At 42.3% G+C, this 21,429-nt stretch carries 22 protein-coding genes, 2 pseudogenes and 1 riboswitch; of the genes and pseudogenes, 14 read left to right on the forward strand and 10 right to left on the reverse strand.

Translation table 11 applies throughout. From position 1 onward, the window contains the following. The first annotated feature begins 142 nt into the window (after positions 1-142). From DYB02_RS17905 to DYB02_RS25965, 5 genes are all read left to right on the forward strand, one after another. Entirely contained in the window at positions 143-292 is a 150-nt protein-coding gene (locus DYB02_RS17905; protein ID WP_154217348.1) for a hypothetical protein, read from the forward strand. 12 nt (positions 293-304) lie between these two features. Next, entirely contained in the window at positions 305-1,519 is a 1,215-nt protein-coding gene (locus DYB02_RS17910) for an MFS transporter (protein ID WP_029805252.1), read from the forward strand. 187 nt (positions 1,520-1,706) lie between these two features. Continuing rightward, positions 1,707-2,138 carry a YccF domain-containing protein gene (locus DYB02_RS17915; protein WP_025503711.1) on the forward strand — a complete coding sequence of 144 codons (432 nt, stop codon included), beginning with the start codon at positions 1,707-1,709 and terminating at the stop codon, positions 2,136-2,138. A gap of 649 nt (positions 2,139-2,787) precedes the next feature. After that, a complete protein-coding gene (locus tag DYB02_RS17920; protein WP_015313457.1) occupies positions 2,788-3,129 on the forward strand; it encodes a hypothetical protein in 342 nt (113 codons plus the stop codon). Between the two features lie 36 nt (positions 3,130-3,165). Then, positions 3,166-3,294 (forward strand): hypothetical protein, encoded by a 129-nt coding sequence (locus DYB02_RS25965; RefSeq protein ID WP_005477316.1) that lies wholly within the window; start codon positions 3,166-3,168, stop codon positions 3,292-3,294. 69 nt (positions 3,295-3,363) lie between these two features. Here the strand turns inward: DYB02_RS25965 and DYB02_RS17925 are convergent, their stop codons facing one another. Together DYB02_RS17925 and dmeF are read right to left on the reverse strand one after the other, a co-directional pair. Beyond that, entirely contained in the window at positions 3,364-3,780 is a 417-nt protein-coding gene (locus DYB02_RS17925; RefSeq protein ID WP_029806563.1) for a MarR family winged helix-turn-helix transcriptional regulator, read from the reverse strand. A gap of 2 nt (positions 3,781-3,782) precedes the next feature. Next, on the reverse strand, positions 3,783-4,691 hold the full coding sequence (gene dmeF, locus DYB02_RS17930) for a CDF family Co(II)/Ni(II) efflux transporter DmeF (protein ID WP_029806564.1): 909 nt from the start codon (positions 4,689-4,691) through the stop codon (positions 3,783-3,785). 235 nt (positions 4,692-4,926) lie between these two features. Here dmeF and DYB02_RS17935 point away from each other — a divergent pair, with 235 nt between their 5' ends. Further along, positions 4,927-5,775: a patatin-like phospholipase family protein gene (locus DYB02_RS17935; RefSeq protein WP_025578492.1), complete on the forward strand. Its 849-nt coding sequence runs from the start codon at positions 4,927-4,929 to the stop codon at positions 5,773-5,775. A gap of 166 nt (positions 5,776-5,941) precedes the next feature. Here the strand turns inward: DYB02_RS17935 and DYB02_RS17940 are convergent. Beyond that, a pseudogene (locus tag DYB02_RS17940) lies at positions 5,942-6,790 on the reverse strand (pirin family protein). A 460-nt stretch (positions 6,791-7,250) separates the two neighbouring features. Between DYB02_RS17940 and cspE the strand changes: the two are divergent. The 5 genes from cspE (at position 7,251) to DYB02_RS17970 (ending at position 10,171) form a co-directional block, all read left to right on the forward strand. After that, the gene (cspE, locus tag DYB02_RS17945; protein ID WP_005463371.1) at positions 7,251-7,463 is read left to right on the forward strand and encodes a transcription antiterminator/RNA stability regulator CspE; all 213 of its coding nucleotides are present in this window, start codon (positions 7,251-7,253) and stop codon (positions 7,461-7,463) included. A 240-nt stretch (positions 7,464-7,703) separates the two neighbouring features. After that, a complete protein-coding gene (locus DYB02_RS17950) occupies positions 7,704-7,913 on the forward strand; it encodes a hypothetical protein (protein ID WP_077345815.1) in 210 nt (69 codons plus the stop codon). Between the two features lie 50 nt (positions 7,914-7,963). After that, on the forward strand, positions 7,964-8,104 hold the full coding sequence (locus DYB02_RS17955; protein ID WP_005463370.1) for a PA3496 family putative envelope integrity protein: 141 nt from the start codon (positions 7,964-7,966) through the stop codon (positions 8,102-8,104). A gap of 296 nt (positions 8,105-8,400) precedes the next feature. Further along, a riboswitch (purine riboswitch) is annotated at positions 8,401-8,500 on the forward strand. 89 nt (positions 8,501-8,589) lie between these two features. Beyond that, entirely contained in the window at positions 8,590-9,603 is a 1,014-nt protein-coding gene (locus DYB02_RS17965; RefSeq protein WP_029798294.1) for an adenosine deaminase, read from the forward strand. A 94-nt stretch (positions 9,604-9,697) separates the two neighbouring features. Continuing rightward, positions 9,698-10,171, forward strand: coding sequence for a peroxiredoxin (locus DYB02_RS17970; protein WP_015313462.1), 474 nt, complete (start codon positions 9,698-9,700; stop codon positions 10,169-10,171). A gap of 44 nt (positions 10,172-10,215) precedes the next feature. Here the strand turns inward: DYB02_RS17970 and DYB02_RS17975 are convergent, their stop codons facing one another. The 5 genes from DYB02_RS17975 to DYB02_RS18010 all read right to left on the reverse strand — a co-directional run bounded on the left by DYB02_RS17975 (position 10,216) and on the right by DYB02_RS18010 (position 16,668). Continuing rightward, positions 10,216-11,508 carry a S1 family peptidase gene (locus DYB02_RS17975; RefSeq protein WP_029806087.1) on the reverse strand — a complete coding sequence of 431 codons (1,293 nt, stop codon included), beginning with the start codon at positions 11,506-11,508 and terminating at the stop codon, positions 10,216-10,218. 235 nt (positions 11,509-11,743) lie between these two features. After that, the gene (locus DYB02_RS17980; RefSeq protein ID WP_005499396.1) at positions 11,744-12,148 is read right to left on the reverse strand and encodes an SPOR domain-containing protein; all 405 of its coding nucleotides are present in this window, start codon (positions 12,146-12,148) and stop codon (positions 11,744-11,746) included. A gap of 286 nt (positions 12,149-12,434) precedes the next feature. Then, entirely contained in the window at positions 12,435-13,604 is a 1,170-nt protein-coding gene (locus DYB02_RS17990) for a D-alanyl-D-alanine carboxypeptidase family protein (protein WP_029806088.1), read from the reverse strand. A 1,427-nt stretch (positions 13,605-15,031) separates the two neighbouring features. Beyond that, entirely contained in the window at positions 15,032-15,889 is an 858-nt protein-coding gene (gene yghU / locus DYB02_RS18005) for a glutathione-dependent disulfide-bond oxidoreductase (protein ID WP_021449408.1), read from the reverse strand. 212 nt (positions 15,890-16,101) lie between these two features. Then, positions 16,102-16,668, reverse strand: coding sequence for a TetR/AcrR family transcriptional regulator (locus DYB02_RS18010; protein WP_029804803.1), 567 nt, complete (start codon positions 16,666-16,668; stop codon positions 16,102-16,104). Positions 16,669-16,767: 99 nt separating this feature from the next. On the opposite strand from DYB02_RS18010, the gene DYB02_RS18015 reads away from it, so the two are divergent. The 3 genes from DYB02_RS18015 (at position 16,768) to leuA (ending at position 20,441) form a co-directional block, all read left to right on the forward strand. Then, positions 16,768-17,301, forward strand: coding sequence for a dihydrofolate reductase family protein (locus DYB02_RS18015; protein ID WP_023585604.1), 534 nt, complete (start codon positions 16,768-16,770; stop codon positions 17,299-17,301). Between the two features lie 779 nt (positions 17,302-18,080). Further along, complete coding sequence (locus DYB02_RS18020) at positions 18,081-18,533, forward strand: NUDIX hydrolase (protein ID WP_029804806.1); 453 nt, start codon at positions 18,081-18,083, stop codon at positions 18,531-18,533. A gap of 225 nt (positions 18,534-18,758) precedes the next feature. Continuing rightward, positions 18,759-20,441 carry a 2-isopropylmalate synthase gene (gene leuA, locus DYB02_RS18025; RefSeq protein WP_025611017.1) on the forward strand — a complete coding sequence of 561 codons (1,683 nt, stop codon included), beginning with the start codon at positions 18,759-18,761 and terminating at the stop codon, positions 20,439-20,441. Here leuA and DYB02_RS25970 read toward each other — a convergent pair. Together DYB02_RS25970 and DYB02_RS25975 are read right to left on the reverse strand one after the other, a co-directional pair. Beyond that, positions 20,438-20,806, reverse strand: a complete 369-nt coding sequence (locus DYB02_RS25970) for a helix-turn-helix domain-containing protein (RefSeq protein ID WP_225868836.1) — start codon at positions 20,804-20,806, stop codon at positions 20,438-20,440. The two genes, leuA and DYB02_RS25970, sit on opposite strands and share 4 nt — an antisense overlap. Positions 20,807-20,965: 159 nt before the next feature. Beyond that, a pseudogene (locus tag DYB02_RS25975) lies at positions 20,966-21,214 on the reverse strand (AraC family ligand binding domain-containing protein); the annotation flags it as partial. Positions 21,215-21,429 lie beyond the last annotated feature (215 nt).

Below are 21,429 nucleotides of genomic sequence, written 5' to 3' on the forward strand. Positions count from 1 at the left end.
ATCTATGCATGAAACGCATACATTAGTTCATTTTTTGTCATTTGTTTCATTGACTAATCGTCACTAAACTTCGCGCTCATTTTTCTACATGAGCGCACAATGCATGCTTTTTTCTCAATCCATTTTCGCTCAGGTGTTGAGAATGTCCATCATGTTGGGGCTATCTCTAATCATCGTCCATAACTCTCCGAAGTTGCTGGAAATATTAGCAGAACAAGCCATCAACAGCGGTTGTCACCAAACAACGGGAGACAACGAACACCATGATCATTCTCATCACCACTATCATTAATAAGAGCAAACTATGAGTATTTTCCGATTTCCAGTTCTTGTTTGGCTTGGAATAGGGATTTTGATTATTTGTCTAGGGATCAGACAATCTTTCGGTATTTTTATGATGCCAATTTCACACTACTTTCAGACCGGGCGCGAGTTCTTTAGCTTTGCTATTGCCTTGCAAAACTTGTTGTTTGGCGTATTCCAACCTTTTGTCGGCATGGCGTCAGACCGTTGGGGCGCGAAGCGTATTATCATTTTAGGTGCCTTTTCTTACGCTTTAGGTCTTTACCTTACTTCTATCGCCATTGAGCCAACCATGATGTATCTATCACTTGGCATTTTGGTCGGTTTTGGTTTGAGCGCAACCAGCTACGTCATTGTGTTAGGGGCAGTAGCAAAGGTTGTCCCTGCACAACATGCAGCTAAAGCATTTGGTTTAACTACCGCTGCGGGATCGTTCGGTATGTTCGCCATGATCCCTGGATCACAAGTGCTTTTGAGTGATTTTGGCTGGCAAGGCGCACTTCAAGCATTCGCTGTACTGTGTAGCTTTATGGTGATGTTTGCTCTGTTCATGAGAACTGCTAAGCCACAAGCCGGTACCTCTGCAAATGTTCAGGAAGACACACAAACCCTAAAAGAAGCATTAAAAGAAGCTTTCTCTCACAGAGGTTATTGGCTGATCCACGCAGGTTTCTTTGTGTGCGGCTTTCACGTGATGTTTATTGCAACTCACTTACCAAGTTATCTGGCAGATAAAGATTTACCAGCCTCAACCGCCGCAATGGCACTGGCGTATGTTGGCATCTTCAACATTTTTGGTTCGTACTTCTGGGGGGTTATGGCGGACCGCTTCAATAAACGCCATGTTATGTCTGCGCTGTATTTAATCCGCACGGTAGTGATTGGTGCTTTTGTGACTCTACCTGTCACCGAGCACACCGCAGTCATCTTTGGTGGTGCAATCGGCTTCTGTTGGTTAGGCACCGTACCTCTCACGTCTGGATTAGTCCGCCAGATTTTTGGGGCCCGTTACCTATCAACGCTTTACGGCTTGGTATTCTTTACTCACCAAGTAGGAAGCTTCTTGGGAGCTTGGGTCGGTGGTCGCATCTACGATTACTACGGTTCATACGATCCAATCTGGTGGTCAACCGTCGTTCTGGCACTCCTCGCCGCTTTGATTCACTTACCGATCAATGACAAGCCAGTATCGCGCTTGAATTTGGCAACCGCCTAGCCAGAAAGGCTCTTAACGTCTAACGTTGAGAGCCTTTTTTTCAGCAGCCCAATGATCTCCGCTTTCCTTTATCAAATGAGTATTCTCATCAATGATTTCTTATTTAAGATAAAGCACACCCATTCATCCTCTGTTAAGATTTGTGTGACATACTTTGTAGAAAGTTATAAATCAAAAAGGGTTTTAGATGAGAACACTTGGCAACATCATCTGGTTTTTATTCGGTGGCATATTCATGGGATTGCTGTGGTGGCTATTCGGTATTCTTGCGTTCATCAGCATCATCGGGATTCCGTGGGGGCGAGCTTGTTTCGTCATGGGTAACTTTTCGTTTTTCCCATTCGGCAAAGAAGCCATTTCGCGTGATGAACTAACCAATGAAATGGATATTGGCACGAGTCCGCTAGGCGTCATCGGCAACGTACTTTGGTTTGTGTTTGCAGGTTTGTGGCTGGCAATCGGTCATATCCTATCCGCCGCAGCGTGTTTCGTTACCATTATTGGTATTCCGTTTGCACTTCAACACCTGAAACTGGCCGTAATTTCCCTCGCGCCTATCGGTAAAACTGTTGTAACGTCAGAAGAAGCGGCAATCGCTCGTTACAACATTAATCGTTAAGGTTATGTATCCTCTGAGCTTTCGGGCTCAGAGGGCAACGCCTGTTAAAAGTAAGCCTATTATTGCTACAGCGTATTCGATAATGGTTGATTGTATGCTCATACCGTCACCTTTAGGTTTATATCTTACCTAGCTCTGCACTGCTTCCAATTTATCCTTTATAATCAATTACCTTTATTGCCCATCACTTGAGTTATTCAACGCTTCAACTACAAACATCTCAACTCAACTTCCCTCTTACAAATTTTTAAAGCCGAACTATAAGCGTAGCCAAAAGTAATCGACTTTGAGGAGAGATCTACGCGGTAAACGGAAGAATATTGGTCAGGAATCTTACTTTTTCAGGCCCAAGAACAACTTATGGTCGTATCTTTTTTTAACTACAAAATGTGCACATCAAAAGGCAAAGAACACTAAGGATTGAATAAATCAACAAACATTGATTGTGACGTAGACTAATTTATTTTGTTTGTCCTCTTCCCCTACCACCCCATATCATCCCCACCATAAACGCTCTTTGATATTTTTATTTGTAGTTCTGCCACCGACGTAAAAGTACGCCTTTTCATCCCACAATTTTGCTTTTACAACCGACCAGAACGTTCTGAGTCATTCAATGACTCAGCATCTATTCATGCAGGAATATATCGTGGATAAATATCAAGCGGCTTACGCAAAGCGTCTCTCAAAACTAAAAAGTGATAACAATTCACCTAAGGCAATAGCTCGCCTTTGCGCTTGGGATTCGTTTTTTAACCAAGAGTTTGAACTTCAAGATCTTGAATATCAGATGGCCGATGCTGCGCGTCAGCGTTACGAGCAATCCAATGTAAAAAACGACATTTCGTTTAAAGCCTTCAAACGCGCCTTCTACAACGAATCCATCGAGATCTATAACTTGACCGATGGCGCAGCCATTCAAAAAGTCTTTACGCCATTAATTATGCTTGCCACCGCTTGGATTGTGTTTGTGTGCTCTGTTTCGAACTAAGCACGCAAATACACTCCAAGAGGGATGAGAATCATCATGCCTAAGATAACGTTACTTCTGCTGGCCACTACAATCGGTATTGGCATTACCGGCGCTGCATTTTGTGTTGGTGTGACTTACGCATTTACTCAGTTACCGTTAGAAAGCTGGTTTCTAAACCCATAAATACAAAAAAGCAGAACTCGATGGGAGTTCTGCTTTTCATTGTTTATTTGGCCGTAACTCGGATGAAACCTAGAATTCCCGGTTCATTTTTTCCAAACACGATAGAAAGGTTGATTGCTGCTCTGGCTCAATGTGACGAGTAAGATCACGCACAAGATCAAGGTGCAACTGGTTATGATGACGATGAATTTTCTCACCTTCTGATGTGAGCCTCACAACGATAGCACGGCGATCTTCCGGATGAGGGCAACGTTCTATCAAGTTCGCATTCACTAACTTTTCGATTTGTACCGTTAACGTTCCGGTCGTGATGCCTAACTTTTCCGCCAATTCTTTCATGCGCAGCGCACCATGGCCGCCCAGAACTTCAATGGTATGAACTTGGGCCAAAGAGTAGCCGGTTTCTTTTACGACTGACTGTTCCCAAGAAGACATCTTGTCATAGAACTCGGTCAGCATTTGATTCAACTTTTCTAGTTCGCTCATCATCAGCTATTTTGTAACTCTAGAGTAAGGTGATGAATCTTATCAAACTTACTCAATAATTGCTTAAATTCACTCAACGTTTTATCACTGCGATTATGTAACACAATCGCAGCCGAGTAATGATGTCCGCTCACCTTCCAAACATGCAGATCCAGCACGTCTGCGTATGGCTGAAGCGTCTCTCTGATTGCCTGTAGGTACTCGTGATTAATGTTCTCATCTAATAAGACTGGTGCAGTTTGCTTCATCAAGCCGAGAGTCCACTTACCAATCACCAAAGCACCAACGATCCCCATAATGGCATCTAACCAAATCCATCCGTAAAACTTACCGATAATAAGTGCGACGATCGCCAACAGTGACGTTAAGGTATCTGCCAAGACATGAAAATACGCGGCGGCAAGATTGTGGTCGTGGTGCTCGTGCGAGTGTCCATGCGATTGGTCATGATCGTGTGAGTGGTCATGATGATGGTGATCATGCAGTAGCAACATACTTGCTAAGTTAACCACCAAACCAATCACTGCGACCATAATCGCTTCGTTGAATTGAATACTCTCAGGGTTAAACAAACGGTGAACGGATTCCACCATCATCATTAGCGCCACCATGCCCAAAGCAATCGCACTCGTAAAACCACCTAAAACACTGACCTTCCCGGTACCAAACGAAAAACGCTCATTGTTCGCATTTTGCTTAGCATAGCGATAAGCGAACAAGGTGATGCAAAATGCCGCTGCATGAGTGCCCATGTGCCATCCATCGGCGAGTAAGGCCATAGAGCCAAAAAGCGTGCCCGCAGCAATCTCAACCACCATAGTGACAAGCGTCAGAATGAGAACATAAAAAGTTCGCTTTTCACCTTTATGGTTATGAGAAACAAAATCGTGCGTGTGTTGTGCTATTGCCATAGATAAATCATATCCCTATTGCTTAGTTTGTTTGATAATCAAAATATTTGATTTAAATTTAGTTTGACCATCAAACAAAGTCAACATAGAAAACTAAGAAAGGCGTTCATCACTGCACTCAAGATTGGCCAATCTGATGCCTCCCCGCATGAACATATGCGGCCTTGTTTGGGAATCAGCCGCTTATACGTTAAGCTGCCGTTACTCAACTAAAAGATAGAAAGCGGATAAGCAGATGGAACATGTAGGTTCTCGTGCACTGATTGTTGAAGGCGGCGCAATGCGAGGGGTATTTTCTTGCGGAATACTCGACCATTTTTTAGCTGCGGACTTTTCTCCCTTCGACAGCTTTTGGGGTGTATCGGCTGGCGCAAGTAATCTTGCCGCTTATTTGGCAAAAATGCCGGGCAGAAACCTAAAAATCTATCTCGATTACAGCCTAAGAAATGAGTTCATCACCCCCAGCCAGCTCATACGCGGTGGTGATGTCATGGATTTAGATTGGATGTGGCAAGTGACACTTGAAGAGTTAGGCATTGATAAAGAAGTGCTCGCTGCTGATCCGCGTCCTTTTTTCCTTGTCGTCACTCGTCAAGATACTGGACAAGCAGAATACCTCACTCCGGACGTCGATATGTTAGCGGAGACCATGAAGGCCAGCAGCGCCCTGCCCGTACTCTATCGTAATGGCGTGCTCCTTAATGACACTCGATATGTGGATGGAGGCGTTGCAGATGCCCTGCCAATTGCCGAAGCCATCAAGAGAGGAGCGACGAAAATCATGGTCCTGCGCAGCCAGATCGCCAGTTACCGGAAACCAAGATCAAAGTTCAGTGCCATCACAAAACGTATGCTGAAGGAAACGCCAGCTCTGATTGAGCCTATGCTGACACGTGACGTTCGTTACAACCAAACATTGGAACTGATAAACAACCCACCACCAGGCGTTGAGATAATCCAAGTGTGCCCACCAGAAACGTTTAAGTTAAAACGCTTAAGCCGCTCACCAGAACCTTTGCGAGAAGCTTATGAACTGGGAATTGAGGCTGGCAAACAAGCCATAGAACGTTGGAATTCAGTGTAAAGAAAAAAGCCACCTCGATTAAACGCAAGTTAATCTAGGTGGCTAACGCAAACTCGATGGCAGTGGATTATCGATTTGCTTCGCTACGAGCCCAATAAGCAGGCTCAAATACATTCAGCGTAATACTAAGACATCGGTCAAAATTGGCTGTTCGCTGTCGTTCGCTTTAATAGGTTTCGAACAGCCCTGAGTTGTAGTCTTGAATCGCTTGTTCAATTTCTTCGATACTGTTCATGACAAATGGGCCATAGTGAACCACCGGCTCATTGATTGGTTCACCTATAAAGAGCAGGACCCCACTGTTGTCTGCCGCAGTAAACTTTGCCGCCTCTCCTTTTGATAACAGCGCCATCTCACCTTGCTTCACAGTGCGTTGATTTATCTCGACACTGCCTTAGTACGCATAAATCATCATGTTATGGTTAGCGTCCAAAGCTAGCTCAAGCGTGGCTCCTCTATGAGGCCGCCAATCAGCAACAGTTGCTACAACACCAGTTTGAGTCAACGGCCCAACAATTCGTTCTCCCGCAATCATCAACTCACCAGCAATGACACGAACAAGCCCTGTCTTTGCAGTGTCAAATTCCATGATCGTCTCTGGTTGAAAATCGTGGTATTGAGCGGGTTTCATTTTGTCTTTGGCTGGTTGATTAATCCATATCTGAAAACCATGCAGCTCACCGTCTTGCATAATTGGCATTTCACTGTGTATTACTCCGCGACCTGCCGCCATCCATTGTGCACCACCTGAACGCAACTCGCCGACATTGTTCATGTGATCACGATGTTGAAAATGACCTTTCAGCATATAAGTCAGCGTTTCAATCCCACGATGAGGATGAGGAGGAAAGCCACCAATGTAGTCAGAACGTTGATCGGATTTCAGCTCATCCATCATTAAAAATGGTGAAAAGCTCGTGTTGTTAAAACCTGCAACTCGACGAATTTTAACACCATCACCGTCAGCGGTAGGTTGCGATGGAATCAACTGACGAATTTCTCTGAATGTGCTCATACTTCTTCTCCTCGTTCGCCTTGATGGCTGTCTGCAAATCGCGTTTCAGCTCAGGCTATCGACATGGTTTTATTTTAGTTTGGAGAAAAATAATCATGAGCAGAGCGATTCGAGCTACTTATTCAAGTTTTTCGAACAATAGGAAATCAAAACCAAGCATCATTGGTCATTTTTCATCCAGACCAAATCCCCGGCGATTGATGATAAGTTCTCTCTTATCACATAAACGTTTTTGAATTTATTTGAAAATAAATGTAGCTATTTCTTAAACAAGGTGTATAGTAGCGCTTGGCTCTTCGAAGAGAGCTGTTAATGCTACATTTAGTTTAAGTTCCTTCTCAGTAAAATCTTGAATCCCCATTCAGACACCTGCGTACAACTTCCTCTTGATTGACATTCAATAGCTTAAAAAAAGATCCACCAATAATTTATCATTAATGTTTTTAATTCAGAGGTTTTTATGTCTGCTAAAGTAACTGGTTCAGTAAAATGGTTCAACGAAACTAAAGGTTTTGGTTTCCTATCTCAAGACAACGGCGGCCAAGATGTATTCGTACACTTCAACGCTATCGTTGCTGACGGTTTCAAAACACTGACTGAAGGTCAGAAAGTAAGCTTCAACGTAGAGCAAGGTAAAAAAGGTCCTCAAGCGACTGAAGTTACTCCTCTATAAGACTGCTTTTCTTGGTGCAGCATGTCCATGCTGCACCAAATCTCTCTCCTTCAAAAATATCCTCTCAACATAAACTCAGCCTAATTTCAGGCATTGCTTAGTGCTACCCAAAATAAATGGGTCAGTACCGCTTAACTTATTATTTAAAGGAAAAATCATGTCCTCAAGAAGAACAGGCCGTCAAAGGCATTGGTATCAATTACTTAACAAAGAAAAAATCGTCAAAAAACAGGAGAATAAATGTTAGAAATTGAATTTAATTTACATCAACCTAAAACCACTTGGAGAGCTAAAATATATCAATTGAATAGCGATATACTGATGCGACATATATTGCCAAAACTTCAATATCGTAGTCATCTGATTGACTTCCAATATTGTGAAAAAACCTGCTCAGGCACTATTCTGTGTGACTCAGGTTCAAAGTTAGGAAGTTTTATTATCAAATAATGCTTTTTTAAGGCATTAATAATTCTCATCAATATTTTGGAAGATATCCAATGGCTAGAAAAAGTAAAAAGCAAATTGATAAGGAAAAGAAAGAATCTGAGGAAAATGCTGCCGCTGTAAAACAACGAACGCGCCGCCGTATCGAAGATATTATGGAGCAAAGAGCGTTTGATAAAATGTTTGATCTTTAACTCTGATTCCTACCTCTTCAAGCTTGTTGTGCAAAGGTAACCGCCACCTACCTTTCCACTCCGCTTTCCAATCAGTTTGCTATCTCTTAGCCAAAAATACACTTCTTAAAATAACCTTTTCCACACCCAAATTTTTCTTCATCTTAAGCTTCACGCTTTGCTTCATCACTGTAAGCCAACTTTAGTGTGCGCTGAAAAACAATCCAAATTCGAACATCCACTCGATATCTATCAAGCTCTAAAAACGTATCGCACTCTCATTTTCTGACGGGTCTAGATATATTGATAAATTTACGTATAATCGCAAGCGTTTGCTTCGTATAACCCCAATGATATGGTTTGGGGGTCTCTACCAGTTCCCGCAAAGTGCTGATTACGAAGAGTTGAGATCACTGTGGATCTTACTCTTTGTGATAGCGTTCGATTTATTCCTATCTATACCTATTCTTAGAGTAACTGCATCCACAATACACATAAGGTGGAATATGAACGCATTTATTCAAGGTCTTCCAAAAGTAGAGCTGCACTTACATATCGAAGGTTCACTCGAACCAGAACTCATGTTTAAACTTGCCAAGCGCAACGGCATAGATATTCCTTATTCCTCACCAAGCGAATTGAGAGAGGCATACCAATTTGAAGATCTGCAATCTTTTCTCGACCTCTATTATCAAGGCGCAAATGTTTTACGCACAGAGCAAGATTTTTATGACCTAACGTGGGAATACTTGGAGCATTGCAAAGCAGACAATGTGATTCATACCGAGATATTCTTCGACCCGCAAACTCACACTGAACGTGGCATTAACTTCGACACCGTACTCAACGGCATTTCTAGAGCGCTGACAGATGGCCGCGAAAAATTAGGCATCACATCGCAGATCATCGCTTGTTTCCTTCGTCATTTGTCAGAAGAAAGCGCGATGGAAACACTGCAATCTGTTTTAAAGCATCGCGATAAAATCATTGGAGTGGGGCTAGATTCATCAGAAAAAGGCCATCCACCAGCTAAGTTTTTACGTGTCTTCCAGCAAGCGAAAGAGGCAGGCTTACTTACCGTAGCACATGCCGGAGAAGAAGGACCTGCGCAAAATATTACCGACGCGATTGAAATGTTAGAAGTGAGCCGCGTTGATCACGGCGTTCGCTGCGTAGAAGATGAAGCTCTAGTGGGATCTCTAATTGAAACCAAAATGCCACTGACCGTTTGCCCGCTGTCTAACATCAAACTTTGCGTGTTTGATGAAATGGGACAACACAACATCGTAGAACTTCTGCGTAAAGGCGTAGCGGTAACCATTAACTCTGATGACCCCGTTTACTTTGGTGGCTACATGACCGATAACTTCCTTGCAGTGAATCAAGCACATCCAATGAGCAAAGAAGAACTGGCGAAATTCACGCTCAACGCTATCGATGCAAGCTTCATCGACAACGAGTTGAAGGCTCAATATCGTCATCAAGTCGAACAATATGTTGCACAACATTCATCGATGTAATGCGGTATACCCTTACAAACCCTCTGTGGTTAAAACGGGACTTAAGCGCTAGACTGAAAAAGCTCAACAAAGCACTTAATAAAGGAAGAAAATCATGATTCAACAAGGCCAAGCACTACCTTCTGCAACCGTAAGTGAACTGACTGCCGATGGCATGGTCAACCACGATGTGACCGAACTGTTCGCGAACAAGAAAGTGGTGCTATTCGCGGTTCCTGGCGCATTCACTCCAACTTGCTCAGAAGCTCACCTACCAGGCTACGTAGTACTCGCAGATCAATTAAAAGCAAAAGGCGTTGATTTAATTGCTTGTGTGGCGGTGAACGATGCATTCGTAATGAACGCATGGGGTGAAGCTCAAAACGCTTCTGAGATTTTGATGCTAGGTGACGGTGATGCTAGCTTTACTAAAGCGCTAGGCTTGGAAATGGATACTGGCGGCTTTGGCGGCGTTCGCTCACAACGTTACGCGATGATCATTGAAAACGGCGTAGTAACAACACTTAACGTTGAAAAGCCAAGTGAATTTGAAGTAAGTAATGCAGAAACCATTCTTGAAGCACTTTAACAACTAATAAGTTAATCGCCCCTATCAAAAGGGGCGATTATTATTTAAGACTTCAGAAATGGCTTTCTTCGAAGCCACATAAGCAGCAACATCGCCCAAAGATAAGCATGCCCAGTAGCACCACCACTACTACCATCGTTGCAACCAAAATCGGTTTCCTCTCCACCAATGTTAATCTGGCTTGGATTATCACATTGGCTTGTATCGGTTATATCTTCTTCGCCAGTTGGTGTATCCCCATCGTCACTGCTTCCATCACTTTGATCTTCCCCATTTGGATTGACTAAAAAGTCAGGTTTAGTAACGACCAGTTCCGGAGGTTCAGTCCCTGTAATAAATGAATCAATCCAATTACTAAAGTAAGAAACATTGGTATACCAAGTTGGCAAAGTGATTGAGCTGCACACTGAGTTTATAATAGGGCTCGCGCTAATAATCCCAACTTGGTAAAACTTATCGTCAATCACTATTAACAATGGTCCGCCAGTATCGCCTTCACACGCTCCATTTCCATAAATGTTATCGCCTCGTGTAATGCTCGTCGTAGGCAACGAACACAGCTTTGTTGCATCAGTAGGAGAAGCAATGTAGAGAGGAAGATCTTCAGCAGATTCTAAACGCTCGTAACACAGCGACATCGGGTAATAGGAAACATTCGTCTCTCTAAATTGAGTAGTGCTAGATCCAATTAGAGGATCACCATCGCCACCTGTTCCCCAACCTGCGACCTTTACATTAGGCTTTGGATCCCCTGAGTCCCACTCACTCTCAGGATCAACCAACTTCGACAATTCTAAATCACTGTCTGTATTCCCCAGCGACAGAGCACCTACCATCTCAACTGGAAAATCTCTTTCTACATACAATAACGCGAGATCATTCTGATAAGCGGTCGACTGTACAACCGTCAGTCCCGCTTCATTGGTCGTGGTCGAACTAATAGGATAATAATCGGGATGAATGACTACATGAGTAACTTTGTAAATGTCTGAAATATCAACCTTATCCAAATCAGCTTTGCCAACTGTTACTGAGATTTCTTTAGGCTTTGCCACATCATAATTAGTAAAGACATCTTTGTTGGCCGTACTATCTTCTAAACTCGAATCTGATGCGACTAAGCAATGTGCGGCAGTCAATACCCAACGGCTACTTACTATCGTCCCACCACAAGCATGATCTTCTGCAAAAATACTCGCTCTAATTGAGGCCATAAAAGAATATTCCGCCATATAATCATCTTGATTTGGAAGGACATCGTCTTCCCCTATGACAATAGCTGATGCAGGCACACTAAATAGCAGCAAACTAAATAACAGCTTTGACTTTTTCCTCATGCACTTCCCCTCCTGGGCTTATAGAAGCAGACTCCATATGCACATATAACGCGCACTTTGCATTGACATGCATACACAAGTATTCAATAGAGAGTGTAGGTGCTAATTTTGCTATTGACTCAATTTATATTAAGGGAGATAAAAAATGGAATAAGCCTAAAAAGAAAGGATTTGACGTAGACCCAAACTCACCGTTAGCGAGTTTGGGATAAATATTGATTAGGAAAGAGAAAAATTAGCGCATTCTCACGACACTAGTTTGTTGCTTACGTTGCATCTCTGCAAAAGTCAGTACAAACGGAGATGACTGCTTCACGTGGCTTGGCAGCGACGAAAGCGCATTGTAGGCTTCTTGCTTCGATTTAAAATCACCAGCTGTCACCGTATACCAACGTGTACCTCGGCTATTTTTCCAGTTAACCCATACAGGGTGTTTAGGGTCGATATAGCGAATGTATTCTTTCACATCTTTTTCTTTCTTCAGCGCTAGCACCTGCATGGTGTAGTGGTTGGGATTCAGGTAGCCGTATGCATCTTGAGACGACATCACACCCACACACTGCCCATTATCGATAGGTTGATGAGGCATAGCGCAGCCCATGAGCGAAAAAATCAATGTCAAAGATAAAATCTTGTGCACGTGTCACTCCATTTTTGTTCTGGTTTGTTTTCTCTCATACCCATCACGCACAAATGGTTGTGCAAAAACATCACTGAAGGCTTGGACTAACAACGATTTGTGAGGATTGGGATCACATCCAATATCGAAAGCTACGGCATCGTTATTCTTTGACGTCGTTTTTAATAAAAAGCGATGGGAGAGCAAGAATAACAACACGTTTTAGCTTCGTTGGACATTACGAGTTGTTCAAAAAACTAAGGCGACCATTTAGGCCGCCTTAGTAAATTGATTTTATAAAAAACCTTTAAAACCAGCTTGCTACCAGTCGCTTAAACCAATCCATAATACGTTTAAAAATCCCACCTTCTTCCGCTGGTTCGAGTGCAACTAGCTCGGTCTCCTTCACGACTTTTCCATCCACTTTGTATAGCAAAGTACCAACTACCTGATCTTGAGCAATTGGCGCAAGTAAATCACCGTTGTATTCCACTTCCGCTTTAAGTTTGTTTACGTCACCTTTAGGCAGAGTGAGATAAACATCGCGGTTCACGCCAACTTTTAACTCATCCTTTTGCCCCATCCAAACGCGAGCGTTTGCGATATCAGTTCCTGCGGCCGTTGGCATCAAGGTATCGTAGAATCGAAAACCGTAGCTAAGAAGTTGCTTACTTTCTGATTCACGCACACTTTGGCTCTTCGCCCCCATAACAACTGCGATAAGGCGCATGTCACCATTGGTGGCTGACGTCGCCAAACTGTAACCTGCACCACTGGTATAGCCCGTTTTCATCCCGTCAACGTTCATGCTGCGATCACGAAGTAAACCATTCCGGTTATATTGAGTAATACCGTTGTACGTAAAAGACGTTTCACTGTACATCGGATAAATATCTGGCAGATCACGAATGATTGCTTGACCCAACTTAGCTATATCATGCGGTGTTGAATACAAACCATCGCTATCTAAACCATGAGGGTTAGTAAATGAGGAATTCGTCAAACCAAGTTGACTCGCCCAACTATTCATTAAGCTAACAAAGCCTGCTTCGCTGCCAGCGACGTGTTCTGCAATGGCAACACTAGCATCGTTTCCTGACTGAACCACCAATCCTCGATATAAATCAGACAGAGACACAGATGTGTTTACTTCGATGAACATTTTGGAAGAATCTGGGAAGTTTTTCGCCCAAGCGTTGCGACTAATGACAACTTGATCATCGAGACTGATATTGCCAGCGTTTACTTCTTGTCCTGCAACATAAGCAGTCATCAGCTTAGTTAAGCTCGCAGGGTTTAATCGCTTGTCTGCATCGCGCTCTACCAACACTTTACCTGTGTGATAGTCCATCAGTACATAACCGCGAGAGCTTAATTCAGGTGCATTAGGGACAACTGTTGGTGCAGCAAAGGCAAAGTGAGAGAAGGTAGCAAGGCCGGTAAGGAAAGTCGTGTTGAATAAGGTATTTTTTCTCATAGTGACATCTAATCTTATTAGCAATCTGTAGCTTACAAACTAAGTCGAGTATATTGAAACGCCATACAGTTACAGCAGCAATGTTACGATTCGTTACCTTTACTCAATGTTTGTCGAGAAGAATGAGAGATGAGTAGAAATTTTCCGTCCATACATGTGATGCCCAAACGAGATCACGAAAGAACGGCCTCACGTCAATGACAGCGAGAATCCACATTTTTAGATACAGATAAGCAGATCACTTAAAACAAATCGTTCAAAATATGAAAAAGCACCCGCACAAACGGTGATGTCAGGGAGAGTACCTGTGCGGGCTTAAAAGGACAATTCAACCCAATAATTACAGAGCTGAAAAACTAGGGGTAATGAAAATCGGATAATCCAAGATCTTCAGTTGCGCTTATATTACTCACCTTACGTTTCATCTTGTTAGCTTCGCGTCAATACCAGAGTAATAGAGACGTGATACACAAAAATTGGGATTTATTTTATTGACGACGAATAAAATAAAAAATATCGAAGAGAAAACTAGGCACTGGTTAATTATATTTATAATAACCCTAAATCAAATTTATGATTTCGGATGTTTTTACCTTAAATAAACATCGTTAAATTTTTAATTTTCATTTTCTTTCATTCAGTCAGAAAGCGAAGAAAAGTACAACTTCCCTTTCTTAAAACTCAATGATGTCTTACGTGTTTTTTTGGAACTTTTACTTTCTGGATCAATAAATTGAGTATAGCAATGAGGGACTAAACACCCACTTTTCGCTCTAAACGATAAACCACTGTTGTTTAGATTGACACGCTGTTTCTTTACCACTAGGGATTCCAAACAATGGTTATCCTTAATTTGGGTGGCAATTCGATCGCGTACTCCTACCCAATACGCCTTAAACGACGACATCATAAATATCCTCTTTAATGACATGAATAACATACACTTGAGCTTTATTCCGTCATGACGAAGCAGGTCATTATTCCATATAAAAATTAATGAAAGGAATTAATAGCCCCTACTTAGATATGGTTTGGCTCTTTTTCATTTAAGAAATACACTTTCATCTCATAATGTATTGAGATGCATATAGTTAACACTTTATGACTATTAATTAGAAAAGCGTAAGACGAAATTGTGCATATTCCATACAAAAACAAAGGATATGTCAAAGGTTAATTAGCAATTAATCAGTTATAAAACTCAAAACTAAAATTCATAACTGGCTATTATCAATAAAGACAAAAATAAATAATATCGACTTTACCATTTATAGATTTAGATGATACCAATATACGCAGTTTACTATTATTGAAAAATACATAATCAATAAACATACGACCTATCTATTAATGATATTTAGGTCTTAGTAGAGAATGTTGAGGAACGAAAAAGCGCACCTTTAATGGTGCGCTTAACATCTTTTCGTTTAAGGTTTCAGCTTCAAAACATTATCAATGTCTGCAGCACTGTGGCGCTCAGCTAGTTGCTCCCACTCTTCCCCCCAAGAGCGGTTAACAATACGACCACGTTTAACACCTTCTCGCTCATCAATTGCTTTCGCCCAACGCACAACGTTTTTGTAGCTCTCCACATCTAAAAACTCGGCTGCATCGTATGCGCGGCCCAGCACCAAGTTACCGTACCAAGGCCAAGTTGCGATATCGGCAATGCTGTACTCATCACCACCTAAAAAGGCGTTGTTTGCCAGACGTTTGTCCAGTACATCCAGTTGACGCTTAACTTCCATCGTAAAACGGTTGATTGGGTACTCGAATTTCTCTGGCGCGTACGCGTAGAAGTGACCAAAACCGCCTCCTAAGTATGGTGCAGAACCTTGCAACCAAAATAGCCAGTTCATTACCTCAGCACGCTTCGCACCTTCTGTTGGTAAGAAGTGACCAAATTTTTCTGCCAAGTAGAAAAGAATATTACCCGATTCAAACACGTTGATAGGTTCATCACCTGAGCGATCAACCAGCGCCGGAATTTTAGAGTTTGGGTTTACCGCTACAAAGCCAGAACCAAATTGGTCACCATCGCCAATCTTGATCAAATACGCGTCGTATTCGGCTTCCTTTACGCCTGCCGCCAAAAGCTCCTCAAACATGATCGTCACTTTCTGACCATTAGGAGTCCCCATTGAGTAAAGCTGGAATGGGTGCTCTCCAACTGGCAACTCTTGCTCGTGACGTGCGCCAGAATCGGGACGATTAATGCTCGCCCATTGGCCGCCATTTTCACTGTCGTTAGTCCAAACTCTTGGTGGTGTGTATTCGTTAGCCATTGTTATTCCTTATCGTGTTTGAATGCACCTGTAGGCTGGTTCAAATCGCTACCAGCAGCAATGCTTAAAAATCCCCACCTTAAATTGGCTGGGCATAATCAAGATATTAGGTCGGAATCTTCAAATAAAAGCCCTTCCCTCTCGATTAATTAGAACCTTTGGTTATGGGAATTTCTTTCACGATATAAGCAAAAACGTCGCGGTAATGTGAACTAGGTTCGAGATGCCAACAATGAGGAACAGATCAGTTTTAGAGGCCCATCCAACATATCAGTCTTAATCAAGCTTGCATCGTGGCAACAGCTAATCGACAGCGCAAAACCGTGTAGGTAATCTGCCAATAGATCCAAACTGTCTTGCTCTACTTGCTGGGATAAACCCAAAGGTTGAACAATCAATTGATAGCGCTCAGTAAACACTTGAGCAGGTCCGTGGGATGTCATGCTTAACATAGTTTGCAACAGCCCGTTATGCTCACGCAGCAGCTCAATATAACTAGCGCACAGGTGTTTGAGTTCGCTTTGCCAATCTTCATTCGCTTGCGGTTGATAAATGTCTTCCACCAGTGATGTCGTTAACGCTTCAAGCAAAGCATTTTTGTTTTTGAAGTAGTAATAGATCGCCATAGGATCCACATCCAATTGGGTCGCTAGAAGACGAACACTTGGTATCTTTCCGTCTTTTTTCATCAATAATTTAGCCGACTCCAGGATGCTTTCTGCACTCAGTTGTGACTGCTTTGCGGTCGGTCTTCCGCGTTTCTTTTCGTTGACAGACATTTGATCTTCTCGATAAACTCAGAATTATTCTACACTGTAGAATTAATTTTAAACCAACCTTTAACTTGGCTCAAGCATCATTACTTTGATGAGGTACTCATGGCAAATATCGTATTTATTGCAACCAGTCTGGACGGTTACATCGCAGATAAACAAGGCAAACTCGACTGGCTACAATCCGTACCAAATCCAGACAACATTGATACTGGCTTCGTCCCACTAATGGAGCGTATAGATGGCTTGGTAATGGGTCGTAATACATTAGATGTCGTACTGAGTTTTGGTTGCGATTGGCCGTACAGCAAGCCCGTGTTCGTACTCAGCAATACCATGACAGAAGTTCCACAAGGCTACGAAGACAAAGTTTTTTTAGTCAAAGGCGAGCTAAAAGATGTACTTGCTGACCTAAATACAAAAGGCTTTAACGAGCTTTACATCGACGGCGGCGTGACGATTCAAAACTTCCTCAAAGAAGATCTTATCGATGAAATGGTGATCACTCGCTTCCCTATCCTACTTGGCGGCGGCGCACCTTTGTTTGGTGATTTGGAACAACCACTCAATTTTAAAGTGATCAAGAGCGAAGTGGTGCTAGGCACCTTAGTTCAAACGACTTACGTGCGTGAAAGGTAATCTACCTAGATAATTTAAACAAAAGAAAAACGCCCTTCCTAGAGATAGGAGGGGCGTTTTTAAACGTTTTAACTTGGCGGAGCTCATTTTTGGACAAAACCTTGTTACGAATCCGTGGTGATTGCGAGATCTTGGATAAGTATTGCTAAGGTAATTTATTCAAAACACCTACGAACTAGTGGTTAGTTTTACTCATCCACTACAGTATCTGCATCATTACAATGTAGCTTTCGCTTTTTCCGACATCCTCTACCTGCATCACTATCGGCCACAAAGGCTTTCCCAAAGGGAGTAACACATAGAACCAATAATAGAAGATAACCTGTAAAAATTCATATGCACCAAATCTCACAAAAATCTGACACGCCGTGAGATAAATTGTGACTAAATGCTAATTAACTGTGAGGGCTTTATTTAATGTTTATTGCTTTTTAGGGTTTGGGCAGCGCAATTTCGTGTTCAACTGCAATTCTTTGGGATAAAGCTTTCAGAAATCAGCAGGTCGAGCAGTCAAAAGAGTCCATGAGAACATTCAGCAACATTAGAAGAAGTAATCTAAAACTACAAATTTCTATTTAGAAGCACATTCATAAGCTTCTTCCATATTGAATTGCTTATTTATGCCAAAGATTAAGTGGAAATACTTCAATTGTGAAGTTGGAAAAACTTCGAGATCGTTGTATGCAGGTATCTATGTCGAATTGGAGTTTTTAAACCCATGGGCTCTCCTATTAAAATTCCTAGTTCATCTATTTAAAAAAGAGTAAGGATAGAGATATATGGATCAAGAATACAGAAAACTGAAAGTACCAGCAGTCGCGGCACTTGCTGTAACTTACCGAGGCGATGAGCTGTTATTGGTACAGCGTTCAAAGGAGCCCCAAAAATATGGCTGGGGTTACCCGGGAGGGTCTGTTAACCCCGGTGAATCATTGCATGACGCTGCTCGCAGAGAGTTATTTGAAGAAACGCAAATTCATGGTTCACCGGAAAAAACGTTTGATGTGATCGAAGTTAATGAGTTTGATGCAAGCGGTGAGCACCACCATTTTATTTTGATTGCGGTATTGTGTCGTTATAAATCAGGCGATGCAATCGCGTCAGATGACGCAATCGACTGTCAGTGGATGCCTATCGAGCAGATCATGTCAGAACAAACCACATTGATTGAGCATGTGGGCGTCGTTGCAAGGTGTGCAGCAAAACTAATAGCCCATAATTTACTCGTTTGAAAATGCGTTACAATGACTCGTAACTTGTTTCGGGGCATTTCTGAGCTATAAGTACTCACCGTAAACAAAAAACTATTAGCAAATAAGCAGGTAAGTGCCTCTTCTCGTACTGATGATGTAACCCCTCTGTCCAAAACGCGACGATTTTCGTCAACTTCTATTCAGATATCATTCACATAGTCTTCTAGCATGAACTTTTCTCAACAAAGAAAGGACAAATTAATAATGTTAGAAATACCATCAGAAAAATACCGAGTAGCTCCTGTTATCAGCTTTCCACAAAGAACATGGCCTTCGAAGATATTAAAACAAGCCCCTCGTTGGTGCTCAACCGATTTACGAGATGGTAACCAATCTTTATCTAACCCAATGAATATTGATAAAAAACTGAAGTTCTTTCACCACTTAGTTGAATGCGGATTCAAGGAGATTGAGGTTGCATTCCCATCAGCATCGCAAACGGATTTTGACTTTGTTCGATGTCTGATCGAGAACGAGTTAATTCCAGGTGATGTTACTATTCAGGTGATTACGCAATCCAGATCGGACTTGATTGAGCGAACAATTGATTCTATAACAGGGGCGTCTAAGGCCATCGTCCATTTGTACAATGCTACAGCTCCATCTTTTAGAGATATTGTTTTTTCTCAGGATAAAATGTCTACTCTAGAACTTGCTGTAAATGGGGCTAAACAGATTAAAGCCTTATGTGAAAAACGACCTGAAACTGAATGGACTCTTGAGTATTCACCAGAGACATTCAATTTTACGGAATCCGAGTTTGCACTTGAAATCTGTGAAGCAGTAGCGTCAGTATGGCAGCCAAGCAAGACACGGCAGCTTATCATTAACCTGCCAACAACCGTTGAATGTAACACTCCTAACGTTTTTGCAGACCAGATTGAACACTTCATAAATACATTTAGTTCATTAGAGCACGTGACAATCAGTGTTCATCCTCATAATGATCGAGGTACTGGTGTTGCTAGTGCCGAACTCGCCATGCTAGCAGGAGCGACTCGGGTAGAAGGTTGTTTATTCGGGAACGGTGAACGTACAGGCAATGTTGACTTGGTCACACTCGCGCTAAACCTTTATTCACAAGGCATTGATCCTAAATTGCGCTTTCATGACATTCGGCATACGGTTGAACTCGTCGAGCAGTGTAACGAAATCCCTGTTCACCCTCGTCACCCTTATGCTGGAAGGCTCGTTTTCACCGCCTTTTCGGGCTCTCATCAAGATGCCATTAAAAAAGGATTTTCTTCGTATAGCTCTAAGTTGAGGACCTTCTGGGATATCCCTTATTTGCCGATAGACCCTATGGATTTGGGGTGTAACTATGAAGAAGTGATTCGTGTAAACAGTCAATCAGGTAAGAGTGGTGCCGCATGGTTACTACAAGAAAACCACGGATTGTTACTGCCTAAAATGCTCCAAGCCGATTTGAGTAAAAAAGTGAAAAGTCATACCGATAGATCGGGATGTGAAATTAATCTTTCGGAATTATGGCAACTATTCAGACAGTCTTATGGTCTAGTGAGTAACCCGACCATAAGCTTGCAGAGCTATCACAGTCAAACAACAAAGATTGGCCAAAAAATTGAAGCCAAAATTCATCACAACAACAAAATGATAGGATGTGTTGGTTCTGGGAATGGTCTAATGTCTGCGTTGCTAAAAGGGTTAATGGAACAATATGGTCTGCAGGTAAATATCGTTGACTATCACGAGCATACTCTCGGTTCACGAACCCAAAGTAAAGCGGCCTGTTATGTGCAGCTACAGTCTGCGATTTCTAACGTGAGCTTTTTTGGCGTCGCAATTGAAGAAGATGCAACAAAAGCATCTCTACAAGCATTGTTGAATGCCTACTCTAATTTACTACAGACTAACTTAGCGCTTTAATCTTGTTCTAATGGATTAACCATCGGACAATATTCCCTCGGAGACAGCCCCGTTCGACTTTTAAACATCGCGCTAAATGCGCTAGGGCTGTCATATCCAATCGCTAATGCAGTATCTAACACACTGCACCCGCTGGCTAAAAGTTCAGACGCATGTAGTAATCGTTTCTGACGCAGCCATTCTGTGAACGTTAGACCTAGCTCTTGCTGAAACCGACGAGAAACAGTTCTTTCACTTTGGCCCAAATACTTGGCAGCATCTGAAGCCGTCCATGGGTGTGAAAGACGCTCAGATACGTTTTTACAGAGCATGACCAATGCTTCGGTTCTTGGGTTGGGGAGATAAAAATCAATGGGGTTTAGCAAACGTAATTCATCAAGTATAAGTTCAAATATTCGTTCTTCTCGCGTTCCTGCTATCCGAATATCGGGTAGAGATATGGCCTCAACAATTAAACTGGTCAGCAACGACGAAACTTTCGATAGCACACAGGTATTGGGAAGGTCTGCCCTGGCCATAGGATCAACAAAAAGCGTACGAACTCGAACGTCCCCCGTAATTCTGAGGCTGTGTGAGATACCTGCAGGTATCCATAGCCCTTGATTCGTTGTCACAACCCACGACTCTGATTGTGTATCCACTCGAATAACACCGTTTAAAGCATGTAAAAACTGAGCGCACTGATGAGTATGGGGTGGTTCTACATCCCCATGAGAATAATTGTGTGCATATGCCAGTATTGGAGGGGCCAACGTTTCGTCACAAAACTTCATAAATACTCGAGTAAATCCTTATACCGAATGAAAAAATAATGTAACGAACTTATCCAGAATTCTCCAGAAGAAAGATATTCTCTGTTTCTCTACTGAATAGTTTAGCCAGTCCACATATACCTACATCTATAGCACTCAGATACAGCTAAACTGCTATTAAGTCATTAGTAAATTAGGGCAAACGTCGATACTCAGGAACGTCGTGAGTGAGGGGG

Source organism: Vibrio parahaemolyticus (genome assembly GCF_900460535.1).
In the GTDB taxonomy this organism is placed as follows: domain Bacteria; phylum Pseudomonadota; class Gammaproteobacteria; order Enterobacterales; family Vibrionaceae; genus Vibrio; species Vibrio parahaemolyticus.

What these genes read in the sequence shown, in the direction of transcription:
- DYB02_RS17935 (WP_025578492.1), top strand. Translation starts at nt 4,927, where the DNA reads ATGGAACATGTAGGTTCTCGTGCACTGATTGTTGAAGGCGGCGCAATG.
- DYB02_RS17905 (WP_154217348.1), top strand. Translation starts at nt 143, where the DNA reads ATGTCCATCATGTTGGGGCTATCTCTAATCATCGTCCATAACTCTCCG.
- DYB02_RS18020 (WP_029804806.1), top strand. Translation starts at nt 18,081, where the DNA reads ATGGATCAAGAATACAGAAAACTGAAAGTACCAGCAGTCGCGGCACTT.
- DYB02_RS17915 (WP_025503711.1), top strand. Translation starts at nt 1,707, where the DNA reads ATGAGAACACTTGGCAACATCATCTGGTTTTTATTCGGTGGCATATTC.
- DYB02_RS17975 (WP_029806087.1), bottom strand. Translation starts at nt 11,508, where the DNA reads ATGAGGAAAAAGTCAAAGCTGTTATTTAGTTTGCTGCTATTTAGTGTG.
- dmeF (WP_029806564.1), bottom strand. Translation starts at nt 4,691, where the DNA reads ATGGCAATAGCACAACACACGCACGATTTTGTTTCTCATAACCATAAA.
- leuA (WP_025611017.1), top strand. Translation starts at nt 18,759, where the DNA reads ATGTTAGAAATACCATCAGAAAAATACCGAGTAGCTCCTGTTATCAGC.
- DYB02_RS17910 (WP_029805252.1), top strand. Translation starts at nt 305, where the DNA reads ATGAGTATTTTCCGATTTCCAGTTCTTGTTTGGCTTGGAATAGGGATT.
- DYB02_RS17925 (WP_029806563.1), bottom strand. Translation starts at nt 3,780, where the DNA reads ATGAGCGAACTAGAAAAGTTGAATCAAATGCTGACCGAGTTCTATGAC.
- yghU (WP_021449408.1), bottom strand. Translation starts at nt 15,889, where the DNA reads ATGGCTAACGAATACACACCACCAAGAGTTTGGACTAACGACAGTGAA.
- cspE (WP_005463371.1), top strand. Translation starts at nt 7,251, where the DNA reads ATGTCTGCTAAAGTAACTGGTTCAGTAAAATGGTTCAACGAAACTAAA.
- DYB02_RS17950 (WP_077345815.1), top strand. Translation starts at nt 7,704, where the DNA reads ATGTTAGAAATTGAATTTAATTTACATCAACCTAAAACCACTTGGAGA.
- DYB02_RS17990 (WP_029806088.1), bottom strand. Translation starts at nt 13,604, where the DNA reads ATGAGAAAAAATACCTTATTCAACACGACTTTCCTTACCGGCCTTGCT.
- DYB02_RS17970 (WP_015313462.1), top strand. Translation starts at nt 9,698, where the DNA reads ATGATTCAACAAGGCCAAGCACTACCTTCTGCAACCGTAAGTGAACTG.
- DYB02_RS17955 (WP_005463370.1), top strand. Translation starts at nt 7,964, where the DNA reads ATGGCTAGAAAAAGTAAAAAGCAAATTGATAAGGAAAAGAAAGAATCT.
- DYB02_RS25965 (WP_005477316.1), top strand. Translation starts at nt 3,166, where the DNA reads ATGCCTAAGATAACGTTACTTCTGCTGGCCACTACAATCGGTATTGGC.
- DYB02_RS18015 (WP_023585604.1), top strand. Translation starts at nt 16,768, where the DNA reads ATGGCAAATATCGTATTTATTGCAACCAGTCTGGACGGTTACATCGCA.
- DYB02_RS18010 (WP_029804803.1), bottom strand. Translation starts at nt 16,668, where the DNA reads ATGTCTGTCAACGAAAAGAAACGCGGAAGACCGACCGCAAAGCAGTCA.
- DYB02_RS17965 (WP_029798294.1), top strand. Translation starts at nt 8,590, where the DNA reads ATGAACGCATTTATTCAAGGTCTTCCAAAAGTAGAGCTGCACTTACAT.